The sequence below is a fragment of the Gryllotalpicola kribbensis genome, from assembly GCF_039538245.1.
GTDB classification, from domain to species: domain Bacteria; phylum Actinomycetota; class Actinomycetes; order Actinomycetales; family Microbacteriaceae; genus Gryllotalpicola; species Gryllotalpicola kribbensis.
On sequence record NZ_BAABBX010000015.1, the window covers coordinates 431,049 to 447,922 of the forward strand.

The 16,874-nt window shown below is 69.2% G+C and carries 14 protein-coding genes; 11 read left to right on the forward strand and 3 right to left on the reverse strand.

Annotation, left to right across the window (positions count from 1 at the left end; translation table 11 throughout):
• Positions 1–7: 7 nt before the first annotated feature.
• From ABD716_RS11485 to ABD716_RS11500, 4 genes are all read left to right on the forward strand, one after another.
• Positions 8–994 (forward strand): hypothetical protein, encoded by a 987-nt coding sequence (locus tag ABD716_RS11485; protein WP_344776946.1) that lies wholly within the window; start codon positions 8–10, stop codon positions 992–994.
• Between the two features lie 200 nt (positions 995–1,194).
• Entirely contained in the window at positions 1,195–2,016 is an 822-nt protein-coding gene (locus ABD716_RS11490) for a DUF4097 family beta strand repeat-containing protein (protein ID WP_344776948.1), read from the forward strand.
• Positions 2,013–2,639 (forward strand): PadR family transcriptional regulator, encoded by a 627-nt coding sequence (locus ABD716_RS11495; RefSeq protein ID WP_344776950.1) that lies wholly within the window; start codon positions 2,013–2,015, stop codon positions 2,637–2,639. Before ABD716_RS11490 ends, ABD716_RS11495 begins: the two co-directional genes overlap by 4 nt.
• 130 nt (positions 2,640–2,769) lie before the next feature.
• Positions 2,770–4,905 carry an APC family permease gene (locus tag ABD716_RS11500; RefSeq protein WP_425553450.1) on the forward strand — a complete coding sequence of 712 codons (2,136 nt, stop codon included), beginning with the start codon at positions 2,770–2,772 and terminating at the stop codon, positions 4,903–4,905.
• 138 nt (positions 4,906–5,043) lie between these two features.
• On the opposite strand, the gene ABD716_RS11505 is transcribed toward ABD716_RS11500, so the two are convergent.
• On the reverse strand, positions 5,044–6,099 hold the full coding sequence (locus ABD716_RS11505) for a LacI family DNA-binding transcriptional regulator (protein WP_344776954.1): 1,056 nt from the start codon (positions 6,097–6,099) through the stop codon (positions 5,044–5,046).
• Between the two features lie 185 nt (positions 6,100–6,284).
• On the opposite strand from ABD716_RS11505, the gene ABD716_RS11510 reads away from it, so the two are divergent.
• The 4 genes from ABD716_RS11510 to ABD716_RS11525 are packed head-to-tail and all read left to right on the forward strand — an operon-like array spanning position 6,285 to position 11,437.
• Complete coding sequence (locus ABD716_RS11510; protein ID WP_344776956.1) at positions 6,285–7,559, forward strand: extracellular solute-binding protein; 1,275 nt, start codon at positions 6,285–6,287, stop codon at positions 7,557–7,559.
• A gap of 10 nt (positions 7,560–7,569) precedes the next feature.
• Positions 7,570–8,691, forward strand: coding sequence for a carbohydrate ABC transporter permease (locus ABD716_RS11515; protein ID WP_344776958.1), 1,122 nt, complete (start codon positions 7,570–7,572; stop codon positions 8,689–8,691).
• Complete coding sequence (locus tag ABD716_RS11520) at positions 8,688–9,536, forward strand: carbohydrate ABC transporter permease (protein ID WP_344776960.1); 849 nt, start codon at positions 8,688–8,690, stop codon at positions 9,534–9,536. The genes ABD716_RS11515 and ABD716_RS11520 overlap by 4 nt, the downstream gene beginning before the upstream one ends.
• Positions 9,533–11,437 carry a glycogen debranching N-terminal domain-containing protein gene (locus ABD716_RS11525; protein WP_344776962.1) on the forward strand — a complete coding sequence of 635 codons (1,905 nt, stop codon included), beginning with the start codon at positions 9,533–9,535 and terminating at the stop codon, positions 11,435–11,437. Before ABD716_RS11520 ends, ABD716_RS11525 begins: the two co-directional genes overlap by 4 nt.
• A gap of 71 nt (positions 11,438–11,508) precedes the next feature.
• On the opposite strand, the gene ABD716_RS11530 is transcribed toward ABD716_RS11525, so the two are convergent.
• Entirely contained in the window at positions 11,509–12,963 is a 1,455-nt protein-coding gene (locus ABD716_RS11530; protein WP_344776964.1) for a sugar porter family MFS transporter, read from the reverse strand.
• Positions 12,964–13,071: 108 nt separating this feature from the next.
• On the opposite strand from ABD716_RS11530, the gene ABD716_RS11535 reads away from it, so the two are divergent.
• Both ABD716_RS11535 and ABD716_RS11540 read left to right on the forward strand, forming a co-directional pair.
• On the forward strand, positions 13,072–14,061 hold the full coding sequence (locus ABD716_RS11535; RefSeq protein WP_344776966.1) for a LacI family DNA-binding transcriptional regulator: 990 nt from the start codon (positions 13,072–13,074) through the stop codon (positions 14,059–14,061).
• A gap of 59 nt (positions 14,062–14,120) precedes the next feature.
• Positions 14,121–15,164, forward strand: coding sequence for a class I mannose-6-phosphate isomerase (locus ABD716_RS11540; RefSeq protein WP_344776968.1), 1,044 nt, complete (start codon positions 14,121–14,123; stop codon positions 15,162–15,164).
• Between the two features lie 6 nt (positions 15,165–15,170).
• Here the strand turns inward: ABD716_RS11540 and ABD716_RS11545 are convergent, their stop codons facing one another.
• Positions 15,171–16,274, reverse strand: a complete 1,104-nt coding sequence (locus ABD716_RS11545) for an FAD-dependent oxidoreductase (protein ID WP_344776970.1) — start codon at positions 16,272–16,274, stop codon at positions 15,171–15,173.
• Between the two features lie 140 nt (positions 16,275–16,414).
• On the opposite strand from ABD716_RS11545, the gene ABD716_RS11550 reads away from it, so the two are divergent.
• Entirely contained in the window at positions 16,415–16,633 is a 219-nt protein-coding gene (locus ABD716_RS11550; protein ID WP_344776972.1) for a DUF3073 domain-containing protein, read from the forward strand.
• Positions 16,634–16,874 lie beyond the last annotated feature (241 nt).

The window sequence follows — 16,874 nt, forward strand, 5'->3', positions numbered from 1 at the left end:
GTCTTCCATGCGACCAGCGACCCCGCTACCAGGACCGTTCACCGACCGCGCGTTCACGGTGCGAGAGGCGCTCGACGCGGGGCTCACCCGCGACCGCCTCGCCGCGGGCGACCTCTCACGCCCCTTTCATGGCGCCCGCAGCACCCTGCCATCGCTGGGCGACGATGCGAAGTCGCGCCAGGTCGCGTTCCGGCGGCTCGAGGAGTACCGACCGCTGCTGTCGATCGGTCACTTCTTCAGCTCGGTGTCTGCCGCCGTCTGTTGGGATCTCCCGCTTCCCTGGCGGCTCTACGGCGGCCCGGTTCACGTAGCCACCCGCTGGCCCGCGCGCTCGCCTCGAGTGCGCGGGACGGTCGGCCATGCGCTCCGCCACCCGCGCGTCATCGAGCGCTCCGGCTGGCGAGTGCAGGCACCGGCTGACGCGTGGTGCGAGCTGTCGGCTTTCTTGTCTGTCGACGAGCTTGTCGCGGCCGGCGATGCCCTCTTCTACCGGCAACGCAAACTAGCGACACGTGACCGGCTGGCGGAGTCTGTGCGGAGATGGGGGAGCAAACCCGGCGCACTCAAGCTTCGTGAGGCCTTCGAACTCATTCGCGAAAACGCCGAATCGCCGAAAGAGACAGAGTGGAGGCTGATCATCATCCGTGCGGGCTTCCCGGAGCCCGCGCTGAACTTCGAGGTCTATGGACCGAACGGCGAGCTCGTCGCGATCATCGATCTCGCCTACCCGTGGGCGATGACGGGGCTGGACTACGAAGGCCGACACCACGCCGACGATCCGGAGCAGTTCGCGCGAGACGGCCGGCGATACAACGCGTTGCAGAAGGCCGGGTGGCACGACATCCGCATCATGGCCGGCATGCCGCGGGCGGAGATTCTCGACGACCTCGGCGAGCAGCTCTTCCGGAAGGGGTGGCGGCCTGCGGCATCCCCCGCCCATCTGGTGCCGTCGTCACAAACGGGCGTGGAAGACATCCGTAAGCCACTTAAGTGACGACCCGCGGTGCGGTCGCGCGCGCCGGTCGTCACAAACGAGGCCAAAGACACGCCTGGCGGCCAAAACGTGACGACTCACCGGGCGGGTGCGTCGCCGCGGAAGACGAGAAATCAGGGGAAACCCCGAGAGCGCAAACGCGATATATCGTGTTAGCTTTTCATCACAGAAGTCGAGATATATCGCGTTTGGAGAATCGGATGCCCGAAGAGAAGTGGCTCGTGAACCCGGGCCAGTCCAAGACCGTCGACATCGACGGCATCACCTCGGTGAAGATCAGCCTCATCGGCGGCCAGGTCGACGTGATCGGCCACGACGAGCCGACCACCCGGGTCGAGGTCAGCGGCGTCACCGGCAAAGACCTCAAGATCACCGCCGAGAACGGCCGCCTCGAGATCGACCACCCGCAGCTGCGATGGGACAACTTCATCGACGTCTTCCGCTCGTGGCAGGGCAAGGCGCGCGCCGACGTCTCGGTGCTCGTGCCGCGCAACGTCGCGCTCAAGCTCGGCACGGTCAGCGGGCACGCTCTCGTCTCGGGCCTCATCAGCGACGCGCGGCTCAGCACCGTGAACGGCGACCTCACCACCGACACCCTCGTCGGCAACGTCGAGCTGAACGCGGTGAGCGGCGAGCTCGCGGTGCAGAACCATCTCGGTGCCGCGAAGGCCAACACGGTCAGCGGCGACGTCACCATGAGCGGCACACTCAGCCGGGTGAGCGCGGACGGCGTCAGCGGCAATGTGTTCCTCGACGTGCTGGGCGTGCCCGACAGCATCCGCCACAACACGGTCAGCGGCGACCTCACGCTTCGCCTCGACCATGACGCCCCCGCCCGCTTCCGCGTCAACACGGTGTCGGGCGTGCTGCAGGTCGCCGGCTCGATCTACCGTGGCGCGAGCGCCCGCAACTTCGACTACCAGGACGGCCCGCTCGACCAGCTGTGGATCGACGTCACCGCCAATTCCGTCAGCGGCAACGTCTCGGTCGTGCGCCGCACCTCCGCCGGCGAGGCAGCATGACACCCCCCGTCTTCAGCCACGGCAGCCTGCGCCTGTATCTGCTGAGCCTGCTGCAGGACGCGCCGAAGCACGGCTACGAGCTCATCCAGGCACTCGAGCAGCGCTTCGGCGGCACCTACAGCCCGAGCGCGGGCACCATCTACCCGCGCCTGTCGAAGCTGGAAGAGGAAGGACTCGTCACGAAGACGACGCAGGGCCGCAAGACCGTCTATGAGATCACGGATGCCGGCAGGCTCGAGCTCGACCGCAGAGAGGCCGAGCTGCGAGACATCGAAGCCGAGGTCACCGACTCGGTGCGGCGCCTCGCCGACGAGGTGCGCCACGGCGTGAACCAGGCGCTCAAGTCCCTGCGCGCCGACCTCGCGAGCGCCGCGCGTGAGTCGGCGCAGCACGCGAAGCCCGGTGGCGCCGGGACGAGCGCCGGGCCGGACGCCGACGCGCGGGCGCGCTCGCGCTTCGCGCTGCGCGACGCCGAGCTCGCCCTGAGCGACTTCCGTCAGCGGCTGCGGAACGAACTGCGCGCGGCCGCCGCGCGCGACGAGCTGACGGATGCCGCGGTGGAGCGACTGCGCATGGAGCTGGTCCGAGTGGGGAACGAACTGGCGGAGGTGATACACCGCTGAGCACCCCCTGGGAGGTATCCCGACATGGCTTCATGCGGTTTTGACAGGTGTTTGGCGGGTACTAAAGTTGCCGCTCGTGACAAACGAGGCTAAGACCTCAGCCGCCGAGTCGTTCTCGGCCAAACGGTGGCTGATCGGCGAGCCGCTCGCCAGCGAGAAGCTCGAGGGCCAGCTGCTGCCGAAGCGTCTCGCCCTACCCATCTTCGCTTCCGACGCGCTGTCCTCCGTGGCCTATGGCCCGCAGGAGCTCATGCTGATCCTGCTGACGGGCGGCGTGTCCTTCCTCGCCTTCTCGCCCTGGATCGCGGCGGCGGTCGTCATCGTGCTCATCACGGTGGTCGCCTCGTACCGCCAACTGATCAGGGCGTACCCCTCGGGCGGCGGCGACTTCGAGGTCGCTCACAAGAACCTCGGCGAGAAAGCCGGCCTGATCGTCGCCGCGGCGCTGCTCACGGACTACGTGCTGACGGTCGCCGTGTCGGTCGCCTCCGGCGTCGACAACATCATCTCGGCGCTGCCGATGCTGCACGAGTTCCGGGTCGAGCTCTCGATCGTGTTCGTCGCGCTCATCGCCGTCGTCAACCTGCGGGGAGTGCGTGAGGCGAGCAAGGCCTTCGCGATCCCGACCTATGTCTTCGCCGCGAGCATCGCCGTCATGATCATCACGGCGCTCGTGCGCACCGCTCTCGGGCATCCCCCCGTCGCGGAATCCGCCGGCTACTCGGTGGCGCACGCCGAGCAGCTCACGCAGGCCGGGCTGATTCTGCTGCTCCTGCGCGCGTTCGCGAGCGGCGCCTCCGCCCTGACCGGCGTCGAGGCGATCGCGAACGGCGTGCAGGCGTTCCGGGTCCCGAAGATCCGCAACGCGCGCACCACGCTGCTGATGCTCGGCGGCATCGCCGTCACGCTGTTCGTCGGACTCGTCGTCGTCGGCCTCATCTCGCACGTGCACTACGCGCAGAATCCGTGCGACCTCGTCGGCTGGGCCCAGTGCGCCACCGAGCCACAGCGCAGCCTCGTCGCCCAGGTCGCCGCGGCGACCTTCGGCAACAACTCCGTGCTGTTCTTCGTGGTGCAGGCGGCCACCGCGATCGTCCTGCTGCTCGCCGCGAACACGGCGTTCAACGGATTCCCGCTGCTGACCTACGTGCTCGCGAAGGACTCCTACGCGCCGAAGGCGCTGTCGACGCGCGGCGACCGCCTCGTCTTCTCGAACGGCGTGGTCGGTCTCGCGCTGGCGGCGATCGCACTGCTGGTCATCTACCAGGCGAACCTGTCGAACCTGATCCAGCTGTACATCATCGGCGTCTTCGTCTCGTTCACGCTCGGTCAGTCGGGCATGGTGCGGCACTGGCTGCGCCTCTTGCGCGACGGCCGCGATGGGGCCGGGTTCCGCACGGAAGACGGCGAGCTGATGAACCGCGGCACGATCATCCGCAGTCTGAGCATCAACGCCTTCGGCGCGATCCTCACGGCATCCGTGCTCATCGTCGTGACGATCACCAAGTTCACGCACGGCGCCTGGGTCGTCTTCATCATCATGCCGATCCTGTGGCTGCTGATGCTCGGCGTGAACCGCTACTACCGCGACGTCGAGCTCGAGGTCGCGGTCGACCCCGGCGACAAGTTCGGATCGACCGGCGACCACGCCATCGTGCTCGTCGGCAAGATGCAGAAGCCCGCGCTCAAGGCTCTCGACTACGCGATCGCGGCGAAGCACGACTCCATCGAGGCCGTGCACATCGTCGTCGACGCCGAGTCGACCGAGCGGCTCAAGCAGCAGTGGAAGGACATGAACATCCATGTCCCCCTGACGCTGATCGACTCGCCGTACCGCGACTACGCGCTGCCCCTCGCGAAGTACATCAAGAAGCGCCGCGAGTTCTGCGGCTCAGAGGTCGTCACGGTCTACCTGCCGCAGTACATCGTGGGTCACTGGTGGGAGCAGATCCTGCACAACCACCGCGCCCGCCGCATCAGCCGCGAGCTGATGCTCGTGCACGGTGTCGTGATCGCGCTGGTGCCGTGGCTGCTCGATTCCTCCGAGCTCATCTACGGCCGCCGCTCGCGCCCCCTGCCCGGTCAGGACCGCCGCGGCGAACCGCCGCGCCCCATGCCCGCCCGGCGCGCGGGGCACAGCACCCCGGCCGCCCGTGCCGCGGCCGCCGCCGAGGCGATCGCCGCTGCGAATGCCGAAGTGCGCGGCAAGGCCGAGGCGGCAGCCGCCGACGAGCGCGAGCACGCCGCCACAGCACCGAAGCGCTGAGGGTTTCCGGCGCGAGGGGTCGTCTCGCCGCAGGGCAGCCCCGCGAAACGACCCCTGACGCCGGAATGCCGCGCGATTCCCGCACGATGAGTCGTCTCGCCGCGGGGCGCGGCGACCACACCCGCGCGGCCACCGACCTCAGCCGACGAGGCCGAGGGCCGGCCCCGGGGGGCGCATGATCACCTCGGGAGTGATGAGCCGATGGCTGCGGGGGTCGCCCGCCTCGCTGCGGCCGACCAGCTCGAGCAGTTCGAGGGCGGCCGCGGCGACCTCGTCCACCCGCTGATCGATGCTCGAGAAGCCGATGGCCTCGGCGACGGGCGTGTTGTCGAACCCCACGACCGGCAGACTGCCGCCGGTCTCGATGAGGGCGCCGAGCGCGAGCGTGTCGCTGACGGCGACGAGCGCATCGAGATCGGATGCCTGAGCCAGCAGTCGCCGGGTCGCAGCACGCGCCGCCGCGACGGATTCCTCGGACTCGGCCGACAGCCGCGCCGGCTCGGCCCGCGGCCCTTCGGTGACGACGCCGCCCTCGCGGTCGCCTTCCGCGACGCCTGCGGCCCAGCCCGCACGGCGCTCGTCGCCGGTTCCCGACCCGGCCGGCCAGCCGAGAAATCCGATCGTGCGCGCCCCGGAACCGCGCAGCCGCCGCACCGCCTCGGCGACGCCGGCGCGGCCGTCGACGTCGACCCAGAAGTGCAGCGGGTCGTCGAGGTCGGCGATGCCCCACGGCCGCCCGAAGGTGACGAACGGCTGGCCGTGCTCGATGAGCCACTCGGTGCGCGGGTCACCGTCGTAGGTCGAGGCGAGCACGAACGCGTCGACCGCGGCGCCGTCGACGAGGCGCTGGAACTGGCGGATCTCGTCCGCGGCATCCTTCGCGGTGTACAGCATGACGCTGAGGCCTCGCGCCTCCGCGCGCTCGGTCAGGGCGTGCAGGAAGCGGTCGAGCACGGCGCCCGAGATGCCCCCGGCGAAGGGGTCGAGCCGCACGGCGATCGTCGAGGCGCGTCGCGTGCGCAGCCGACGGGCCGAGGCGTGCGGCCGATAGCCCAGCTCCGCGATGGCTGCCGCGACGCGGGTGCGGGTCTCTTCGCGCACGATCTCGGGCGAGTTCAGCACGTTCGAGACGGTCTGGCGCGAGACGCCTGCCGCGCGGGCGACATCGCTGACCGTGGGCAACGGCCTCGGCATGCGCTCCTCCGTCCTCGCGCCGGGCCGATGGGCGGACCGCTGGGCGAAGCATCCCGGGCGGGGGTTGACAGCGGCATCCGTGCGCGTGAGTCTTGTCCTACCCTATTTGATCGATCAAATGACGCAATGCCGCCGATTTTGAACGATCCAATACATCGACGCGGATGTCATCAAGGAGTCCTCACATGTCCAGATCGCTCACGCGCACCGTGCTCATGGGCGCCGTCGCCGCCTCGGCGGCACTCGCCCTCGCCGGTTGCGGCTCAGGGTTCGGAAGCAGCAACGACACCGGCAACGGGGGAAGCGGCTCGACCAGCAAGCTGACCTCGTCGAACGACCCCCTCACCGTGCTCATCGGCTCGAGCGGCGACGCAGAGACGAATGCGGTCAAGTCCGCCGTCGCGTCCTGGTCGTCGAGCTCGGGCACCAAGGCCACCGTCATCCCGGCGAACAACCTCGACCAGCAGCTCGCCCAGGGGTTCGCGGCGAAGAAGCCGGCTGACGTCTTCTACCTCTCCACCGGCTCGCTTCCCGGCTACGCGGCGAACGGCTCGCTACTCGCCTACGGCGACCAGCTGCCGAGCGACCTCAAGAACGACTTCTACCCCTCGCTCGTGAAGAACTTCACCTACGACGGCAAGTTCTACTGCGCCCCGAAGGACGTCTCGACGCTGCAGCTGATCATCAACACCGACAAGTGGAAGGCCGCCGGGCTCACCGACGCCGACTACCCGAAGACGTGGGACGACCTCGCCACGGTCGCGAAGAAGCTCACCTCGGGCGGCACCACGGGCCTCGTGGTGTCGGGGCAGTACGAGCGTCTCGGCGCGTTCATGGTTCAGGCCGGCGGCAACCTCACGAACGCCGACAACACCAAGGTCACCGCCGACAGCGCCGCCAACGTCAAGGCGCTCAGCTACGCCCAGTCGCTGCTCAAGGCGGGCTCGATGAAGTTCGCCGCCGACGTGGGCGCCGGCTGGGGCGGCGAGGCCTTCGGCAAGGGCCTCGGCGCCATGACGATCGAGGGCAACTGGATCTCGGGCTCGATGCAGTCCGACTACCCGAACGTGCACTACAAGGTGGTGCCGCTGCCCGAGGGCCCCAAGGGCAAGGGAACCCTGCAGTTCACCAACTGCTGGGGCATCGCGGCCGACAGTCCGAACCAGAAGGCGGCGCTGAAGCTCGTCGAGCAGCTCACCTCGAAAGAGGACCAGCTGCAGTTCTCCAAGGCGTTCGGTGTGATGCCGTCGATCCAGTCGGCCGCCTCGGACTGGAAGCAGGAGTTCCCGGAGTACACGCCCTTCCTCGATGCGACCGATTACGCAGAGGGCGTGCCGACGCTCAAGAACGTCGCGCCGGTCATCACCGACCTCGACGGCAAGATCGCTCAGCTCAAGACGACCGATCCCAAGACGATCCTCGACTCGGCGCAGAGCAACCTGCAGGCGCTGCTGAAGTAGGGCCGAGCGAATGACGACCGTGGCGACGCGGCGCACCGACGGCGTGCGGCGCGGCTCGATCCGCAAGGGTGAGACGGCCTCCAGCTGGCTGTTCACGGCCCCGGTGCTGGTGCTGCTCGGGCTGTTCCTGGTCATCCCGATCCTGATGGCGCTCTGGGTGAGCTTCTCGGATTGGGGCGGCCGGGGCAGCCCGTTCTCGGCCGGCGTGAACTTCGTGGGGCTCAAGAACTACGAGGCGATCACGAGCGGCGGCGGCCTCGCCGAGCAGAACTTCGGGCAGTCCCTGCGCAACAACCTCTGGTACGTCGTGCTCGTGGTGCCGATTCAGACGGTCGTCGCGCTGGTGCTGGCATCCCTCGTCAACAATCAGCGACTGAAGGGGCGCGGCTTCTTCCGCACCGCCTTCTACTTCCCGTCGGTCACGAGCTCGGTCGCGATCACCGTGCTGTGGCTGTTCCTCTTCAACACGACCGGCGCGATCAACAAGGTGCTCTCGTGGCTCGGCGTGCACGGGCCCAACTGGTTCAACGACCCGCAGGGCGTGCTGCACGCGATCCTGGGCGCGTTCGGGGTGACGAGCGGGCCGGGCGCGCTCGTGAGTCACGGATTCCTCGGCGTGAGCTGGTGGGACTGGCTGGCCGGCCCGTCCTGGGCGATGAGCGCGCTCATCCTGCTCGCGGTCTTCACGACGAGCGGCACCTTCATGCTGCTCTTCCTCGCCGCCCTGCAGAACCTGTCCGGCGACCTGCAGGAGGCCGCGATGGTCGACGGCGCGACCTCGTGGGAGCGGTTCACGCGCATCACGCTGCCGCAGCTGCGCCCGACGCTCTTCACCGTGATCACGCTGGGGCTGATCGGTTGCTGGCAGGTGTTCGACCAGGTCTATGTCGCCACCGACGGCGGGCCGGACGGGACGACGCTCACGCCCGCGTTCCTCTCGTATCAGGCATCCCTCATCAACCAGGACTGGGGGCAGGGCGCGGCGATCGCGTTCATCCTGTTCGTCATCATCATCGTGTTCACGCTCATCCAGCGCTGGGTGCTGCGCGAGCGCGCGGTGTCGAAGCGGCGGCGGCTCAACCCGCCGCCCGTGAAGGTCGCCGGTCTGCCCGCCGGGGAGGCCGAGCGATGAAGCCGCACCGCTGGACGACGGGCCGCGTGGCGGCGCAGTCGCTGCTCTACGCCGTGCTCACGGTGCTCGCGGTCGTCTACATCCTGCCGTTCCTGATCCAGATCGCGACCGCTTTCAAGACCGACCCCGATGCGGCCTCCAACCCGATCTCGCTCGTTCCGAACCCGTTCAGCCTGGCCGCCATCGACAAGCTGTTCACGAACTCCGACTTCCCGCTGTGGTTCATGAACTCGGTGATCATCACCGTGTTCGTGACGCTGGGGCGCGTGCTGTTCGACTCGCTCGCGGGCTACGCGCTCGCGCGCCTGCACTTCCGCGGTCGCAACGTGATCTTCGCCGGCTTGGTCGCCGTCATGGCGGTGCCGAACGTCGTGCTGCTCATCCCCAAGTTCCTCGTGCTGAACACGCTGAGCATCTACGACTCGTATGTGGGCATGATCGTGCCCTTGATGGCGGATGCCGCGGGGGTCTTCATCATGAAGGGGTTCTTCGAGTCGATCCCGGTCGCGGTCGAAGAGGCCGCGCGCATCGACGGCGCGGGCACGCTGCGGCTGTTCTGGTCGGTCGTGCTGCCGATGGCGCAGCCGGCGCTCATCACGATCATCATCCTGTCGTTCCAAGGGTCGTGGAACGAGCTCGCGCACTTCATCGTCGCGGCGCAGAACCCCGCGCTGACCCCGCTCACGAAGGGCGTCGCGACGCTCGCGAGCGGGTCGCTCGGCTCGGGCACCCAGTACCCCCTGAAGCTGGCCGCCGCGCTGATCATGACCCTTCCGGTCGCGGCGATGTTCTTCGTCTTCCAGCGACGCATCATGAACCAGAGCGAAGGAGCCGTGAAGGAATGACAGTGTCTGCCGAGCATCGGGTCGGGCGGCCGCAGCCCCTGCTGCACAACGCCCTCGTCGTGCTGAAGGCGCCGACGCAGGCCTGGTCCGACGACCGCGGCGACATGGGCGGCCTTCCCGTGCACGGCCTGTACCACTCGAACACGCGGGTGATCGACCGCCTCGGCTTCGGCGTCGAGGGCCATGAGCTCGAGCAGCTGCGGGCCCTCGAGGACAGCGCCTCGCGCACGACGTTCACGATGCTCTTGCGCGGCCTGCCCGGCGAGCGCGCCGACCCCCGGTTCCGCATCGAGCGCACCCGCGAGGTCGACGCGGGGCGCCTCGCGGAGACGATCGTGTTCAACTCGGGGCTCGCCCACGCGCACACGATCACGGCGGTGCTCACGCTGCATGCGGACTTCTCGCCCATCCATCTCGTGAAAGACGGATTCACGCGCGAAGACGCCGCCCCCGACGCGGTGGTGCAGTTCGACGGCGGTGCTGACGCCCGCTGGAGCGAGGACGGCGTGAAGCTGCGCGTCGTGGCACCCGGGGCGACCGTGACGCGGCGCGGCGACCGCTTCGAGTTCCGCTGGCAGGTGGAGGTTCCGCCGAACGGCGCGCCCGCGATCGGCTGGTGGGCCGAGCTCGACGACGAGCGCGCGGTCGTGGAATCCGCCATCGACGAGCCCGACTGGAGCGCGGAATCCGTGCCCTTCTTCGACCTGCGCCTGCGGCGCTGGGTCGAGCGCGCGCTCACCGATCTGCGTGCCCTGCGCGTCACGCTGCGCGACCAGCGCGAGCCGTTCCTCGCGGCCGGCGCGCCGTGGTTCTTCACGCTGTTCGGGCGGGACTCGCTAATCGCGGCACGGTTCCTGCTGCCACTCGACCCCGGCCTCGCGCTGTCGACCCTGCGCGCTCTCGCCCAGTTGCAGGGCACGAAGGTCGACCCGCACAACGCCGAGCAGCCGGGCAAGATCATGCACGAGCTGCGGCCCGTCACGCTCGAGCTGCCGCAGCAGAACATCATGCTGCCGCCGCTCTACTACGGCACCATCGACGCGACCCCGCTGTGGATCACCCTGCTGCGCGACGCGTGGCAGGCGGGCGCGGACGAGACCGAGGTGCGCGCACTGCTGCCGAGCCTGCGCGCGGCGCTCGACTGGATGCGCGACTTCGGCATGGGCGACGACGGGTTCCTGCGCTACATCGACGAGTCGGGGCGCGGCCTCTCGAACCAGGGCTGGAAGGATTCCGACGACTCCATCCAGTGGCACGACGGAAGGCTCGCTGAGGGCCCCATCGCGCTGTGCGAGGTGCAGGGGTATGCCTACGCCGCGGCGCTCGCCGGCGCCGAGCTGCTCGACGCGTTCGGCGAGCAAGGCGCGCAGCAGTGGCGCGCGTGGGCGGCGGAGCTGCGCGAGCGGTTCAACGCCTCGTTCTGGGTCTCGTCGCCGGGCGGCGACTACCCGGCGATCGCGCTCGACGCCCACGGCGCGCGCGTCGACTCGGTCGCGAGCAACATGGGGCACCTGCTCGGCACGGGCATCGTCTCACGCGAGCAGGCCGCGCTGATCGCGCGGCGACTGCTCTCGCCCGAGCTGAGCTCGGGCTTCGGGCTGCGCACGATGTCGACGGCCGACGCCGGGTACTGGCCGCTGAGCTACCACGGCGGTTCGGTGTGGGCGCACGACACCGCGGTCGCCGTGCTGGGGCTCGCGCGCGAGGGTTTCGTCGACGAGGCGCGCGAGCTGGCCGACGGGCTGATCAGCGCAGCAGTGCGATTGGGGTACCGGATGCCCGAGCTGCACTCCGGGGACCCGTTCCACGGCACCGAGAGCCCGATCCCTTACCCCGCCGCCTGCCGCCCCCAGGCCTGGTCGGCGGCGGCGGCGATCGCGATCGCCTACGCGGTGCGGTGACAGGTCACCGCACCGCGAAGCGCGTCGGGAACGAGAAGCAGCGCGCGCGAGGTGTCACGGCCGGAGCCGGCCTAGCGGGCGCCGTGCTCCAGGCTCGTCTCTATCTCCTCGAGAGTGCGGCCCTTCGTCTCGGGCAGGATCCGCCACATCACGATCGCCCCGGCGATCGCGAAGACGGCGAACGCCCAGAACAGCCCGGTCGCGCTCAACGAGGAAATCACGGTCAGGACGACGAGCGAGATGACGAGGTCTAGCCCCCAGTGCGTGACGGTGCCGAACGACTGGGCCTTGCCGCGCACCCGGTTCGGCAGCACCTCGCTGTTGACGAGCCAGATGGCGATTCCGAGGCTCGCCGCGAAAACACCCTCGTAGACGATGAGGCCGACCACGAGAAGGCCGCCCGTCGTCGTGGACTGCGGAACGAGATACAGCGCGCCGATCGCGCTGAGGGCGACGGCCACGATGATGGTGCCGCCGATGAGCAGCGGACGCCGGCCCAGCACGTCCACCAGCAGCAGGCCGATGAGCGTGAACAGGAGGAAGGCACCGCCGATGCCGACCGATGACAGGATGGCGGACGAGTCTCCGAAGCCGGCCTGCTTGAGCATGGTCGGGGCGTAGTACAGGATCGCGTTGACGCCGGCGAGCTGGTTGGTCGCAGCGACCACGACGCCGATGACGATCCCGCGGCGCACGCCGCGCGAGGCGAAGAGGTCGCGGAAGCGCACGGCCTTCTCCTGCCGGAGCGAGAGCGAGATCTCGTTCGTCTCGGTGTCCGCCTCGACCTCTGTGCGACGGATGCGGCCGAGCACCGTTCGCGCCGCGTCGACGCGCTGCGTCGCCGCGAGCCAGCGCGGGCTCTCGGGCAGCGGCAGCAGGCCGACGAGCATGATCGCCGCGGGCACGGCGGCGAGGCCGATCATCCAGCGCCACCCGTGCATCGGGGCGAACGCGTAGCCGACGAGGTAGGAGACGAAGATTCCGAGGGCGACGAACAGCTGGTTGAACGAGACCAGGCGCCCTCGGATACGGGCCGGTGCGATCTCAGCGATGTACATCGGCACGACCAGCGATGACGCCCCCACCGACAGCCCGAGGAAGAAGCGCGCGGCATAGATCAGGGGCAGCCATCCGAGCAGCGAGCTGCCGAGGGCGGCGACCAGATAGATGACCGCGACCGTGATGAGAGTGCGCCGTCGGCCCAGCCGGTCCACGACCGGCCCGCCCCCGATCACGCCGACGACCGCGCCCGCCAGGAGCACGGCGACGAAGGCCTGCTGGCCGAACTCGCTGAGGTGGTATTCGGGCGTGACGTAGAGCAGCGCCGCCGACACGATGCCCGTGTCGTATCCGAACAGCAAGCCGCCCAGGGCCGCCACGATGGACGCCCATACGACGATTCCGCCGCGGTAGGTGCTCGACACCGGCTGAACCGCTGCCTCACTCTGTTGTGTCTGCGTTGACATCCGATGCTCTCCGATCACGCCGTCGTCATGGAGGTGCCCGCGAGGGGAACCAGCACGCATCCTGCAATGACGCGCCGAATGGTAACGATACCACCTAGAACCCTGCAGAACGCGCGAGCGAATCCGCTAGGTTGGCTGGGCAAGGACGCGTGAGGGAGAGGCGCAGAGATGGCCACGCTGGCGGACGTCGCCCGCCGCTCGGGCGTATCGGTGATGACGGCCTCGCGTGTCCTCTCCGGCCGCGGGCCCGCCTCCGCCTCCGCACGCGACGCCGTCACGCAGGCCGCGGACGAGCTGGGCTATGTGCCGAACGCCGTCGCCCGCGGGCTGCGAAACAGCCGCACCGGCACTGTTGCCCTTGTCATCTCGGACATCCAGAACAGCTTCTACTCCGCGGTGGCGAAAGCCGCCGAGAAGGGCCTCGGCGCGCACGGCCTCAACCTCACCATCGCATCCAGCAACGAGGACGCGCAGCGCGAGCGGGACATCCTGCAGGCGATACAGGCGATGCGGGCGGATGCCCTGCTCATCACCCCCACCGAGCACAACGGCGATCACCTCCAGCGGCTCGCGCAACACGGGTTGCCCATCGTCCAGCTCGACCGCAGCGTGCCCGGCAGCGACATCAGGCGGGTGCTCCTGGACAACGCAGGGGCGGCGTGGCGCGCTGTGACACACCTCACCGAGCATGGCCACCGCAGGATCGCTCTCGTGGGCGGCCCGGAGCGGATCACGACGGGAGCGGAGCGTGCGAGCGGTGCGAGGAATGCTGCACGCCAGGCAGGCGCGGAGCTGCTCGTCGCCGAGGCAGCGTCCTATCTGCACGAGGGGACACGCCCCGCGGTGGAGGAGGCTATCGACTGGGGCCCGACTGCGCTGATCGCCGGCAACAACATCGTGCTGGAGACCTGCATGGATGTGCTTCTCGAGCGCGGCATCGACGTGCCGACGGCGCTCTCGCTGGTCGCCTTCGACGACCTGCCGTGGCTGCGCTGGACGCCTGCGCCGATCACGGCCCTGCGCCAGCCGATCGCGCAGATGACGACCGCTGCCGTGAGCATGCTCTTCACCGATCCCGACAGCGACGGCGTCGAGCGCCGCTTCCCCGCCGAACTGGTCGAGCGGGCATCCGTCCGGCGGATCACGACCGCGTCCTGACCGGCGCGGTCGGCGTGGTAACGTCACCACTACTACGAACTCGAAGGGGAGGAACGATGGTGGCGAAGGGACTCTGCACAGGCCGACATCCGATCGAACTGTCGGCCAATCTGCCCGCCGCTCGCCCTTATCGCGGCGGCAGCGGCATCGGTGCGTTCCGGAGGCTCCCGATCCCCGACGAGTACCGGCCGGAGGACTTCCTCGCCTCGACCACCGAGGTCTTCTCGGGCGGCGGCGTCGGGCTCACCGTTCTGCCGGATGGCCGCACGCTGCGCGAAGCGATCGCCGACGACGCCGAGTCGTGGCTCGGCCCCGACCACGTGGCGCAGTGGGGCGCCGACCCGCAACTGCTCGTGAAGCTGCTGCACACTGGCGAGCGCCTGTTCGTCCACTACCACCCCGATGCAGAATTTGCCCGCGCCCGACTCGGCCGATCGCGCGGCAAGACCGAAGCCTGGGTGGTTCTCGACGCCCCGGATGACGGCTATGCGCTCCTGGGCTTCGCCCGCGACATGACGCTCGAGCAGCTCACCGGCTGGGTGGCGGAGCAGCGGCTCGACGAGCTGACCGGCGCGCTGAATCGCGTTCCGCTCCGGCGGGGCGACACACTGCTCGTACCGGCCGGCATTCCGCACGCGATCGGCCCGGGCATCACCCTGGTCGAGCTTCAGGAACCCGTCGATGTCTCCATCCTGCTCGAGTACCGTTCGTTCGGACTCGATGAGCACACCGCCTGGCTCGGGCTCGATCTCGCGGCCGCGCTCTCCGGGCTCGAGCTCGGCGGCTATGACGCCACCGCGCTCGATCGCCTGAAGGGGCGCCCGTCGCAGGGGAGCGCGTTCCCTGCCTCCGCCGACCCCCTGTTCCACGCCGAACTGGTCGAGTCGGATGGAGAAGGTGCCACGGTTCACGGCTACGCCGTCGTCATCGTCACGGCTGGCCAGGGCGAACTGGGCCCGCTGGCCGTGCGGCGCGGCAGCTGCGTGCTCGTCCCGTTCGGGGCGGGCGAGCTCGCCTTGACGGGGCGTCTGCGCGCACTGATCTGCCGCCCCGGCTGCTCGCCGGCGAGCGCCGCAGCGGCATCCGCACCGGCCACCGGCTGAGCCTGCTCAGCCGAGCGCCGCGACGACCTGCCTGGCGACCGCGCGGCCGGCGCGGCTCGCCCCGATCGTGGACGCCTGCGGCCCATAGCCGGCGAGGAATATCCGCGGGTCGGCGACGACGGCGCCGTTCTCGACCGTGACGCCCCCGCCGATGTTGTGCAGCCGCAGCGGGGCGAGGTGCCGCAGCTCGGGCCGGAATCCGGTCGCCCAGATGATCGCATCGGCATGCGTGAACGAGCCGTCGGGCCAGCACACACCGTTGTGCTCGACGCGCGTGAACATGGGGCGCTCGACGAGCAGTCCGCGCTCGATGCCCGCGGCGATGCGCCGCGTCTTCGCGACCCCCGTGCCGTGCACGATGCTCGGCAGCGGCCTGCCGGCGCGCGCCGCGGCGTCCTGCTCGGCGACGGCGCGCACGCCGCCTTCCATGCTGAGCTTCTCGTCCTCGCTGAACACGACCGGCCGCCGCGTCGCCCAGTTGAGCTCGGCCGCCACCCCCTCGAGCTCGAGCAGGAACCCGATCGCGCTCGTGCCCCCGCCCACGACGACGACGGACTGGTCGCGGAACTGCTCGGCCGACACATAGCCGTTGGTCGCAATCTGGGTGCCCTCGAACTCGCGGATGCCCGGCACATACGGCACGAACGGGGTGCGCCACGTCCCGCTCGCATTGACGAGCAGTCGCGTGACGATCTCTTCGCGGTAGTCGGGGTCGTGCTCGTCTGGCACGCGTGCGTTGACGACCAGGTCGGCGCCGCGGTTGAAGACGCTCATCACCTCGACAGGGCGGAAGACGTGGAATCCGTAGTGCTCTTCGTACTGCCGGTAGTAGTCGGCCACGACCTCTTTGGCGGGCCGGTGGTGGTCGGCGGTCTCGAACGACAGGCCGAGCTCGCTCATGCCGGGCAGGTCGGCGACGCGGTGGGCGCTGCCCAGGGTGAGCGCGCTCCATCGGTGCTGCCACGCGCCACCCGTGCCCGGGCCGCGGTCGAGAACGACGAAGTCGACACCCGGTTCGAGCTGGAAGCGCTTCAGGAAGTAGGCCACCGAAAGCCCCGCCTGACCGGCCCCGATGACGACCACCTGGGTCTGGGTGGGCAACTGTGGCACGGGGCATCCAGGAAAATGAAGGGGCGTGCGGGGCAAAGGCGAGCAGAGCGCCTCATGCTAAACTACCCGCTAGATTTCATCTCTGTTTGCGCCGGGTGACGACACCCACGACCCGGCCCGTCATCGTAAGGGGGTCTCGCATGGGGCGTGGCCGTCAGAAGGCAAAGCACACCAAGATCGCCCGCGAGCTGAAGTCCTACAGCCCGGAAGTGAACTACGCGGCCTTGGAGCGCGAGCTCGGTAGCCACTCCTCCGAAGAGGACCAGTACGCAGCTTGGGCCGACTACGAGCCCGAGGGCTATGAGTCCGACGACGAGGACGAAGACGAGTATCAGGCTCGGCAGCCGAAGGGTGCCTGAGCCGCTTCACACCTAGACGTTCGAATGCCCCGCCTCTCTCGAGGCGGGGCATTCTGCATGCTTCGCCGCTACCGGGGACCTCCCCCGAACCTCCCGTACTTCCCCGAACCTCCCCGAAGAGTGAGTTCGGGTTGCCTCTTCGCGGGTCGAGCCACCCGAACTCACTCTTCGGGGGACGCGAGACCGGCGGAAGAGGCCGGCACCTAGAGTCGGAAGCCGAGCCCAGCAGCGATGCGCGACC

Bases quoted from the DNA above. Each gene is read 5' to 3' on its own strand.
- ABD716_RS11515 (WP_344776958.1), top strand. From the start codon at position 7,570: ATGACGACCGTGGCGACGCGGCGCACCGACGGCGTGCGGCGCGGCTCG.
- ABD716_RS11535 (WP_344776966.1), top strand. From the start codon at position 13,072: ATGGCCACGCTGGCGGACGTCGCCCGCCGCTCGGGCGTATCGGTGATG.
- ABD716_RS11505 (WP_344776954.1), bottom strand. From the start codon at position 6,099: ATGCCGAGGCCGTTGCCCACGGTCAGCGATGTCGCCCGCGCGGCAGGC.
- ABD716_RS11520 (WP_344776960.1), top strand. From the start codon at position 8,688: ATGAAGCCGCACCGCTGGACGACGGGCCGCGTGGCGGCGCAGTCGCTG.
- ABD716_RS11485 (WP_344776946.1), top strand. From the start codon at position 8: ATGCGACCAGCGACCCCGCTACCAGGACCGTTCACCGACCGCGCGTTC.
- ABD716_RS11490 (WP_344776948.1), top strand. From the start codon at position 1,195: ATGCCCGAAGAGAAGTGGCTCGTGAACCCGGGCCAGTCCAAGACCGTC.
- ABD716_RS11530 (WP_344776964.1), bottom strand. From the start codon at position 12,963: ATGCGTGCTGGTTCCCCTCGCGGGCACCTCCATGACGACGGCGTGATC.
- ABD716_RS11495 (WP_344776950.1), top strand. From the start codon at position 2,013: ATGACACCCCCCGTCTTCAGCCACGGCAGCCTGCGCCTGTATCTGCTG.
- ABD716_RS11525 (WP_344776962.1), top strand. From the start codon at position 9,533: ATGACAGTGTCTGCCGAGCATCGGGTCGGGCGGCCGCAGCCCCTGCTG.
- ABD716_RS11550 (WP_344776972.1), top strand. From the start codon at position 16,415: ATGGGGCGTGGCCGTCAGAAGGCAAAGCACACCAAGATCGCCCGCGAG.
- ABD716_RS11510 (WP_344776956.1), top strand. From the start codon at position 6,285: ATGTCCAGATCGCTCACGCGCACCGTGCTCATGGGCGCCGTCGCCGCC.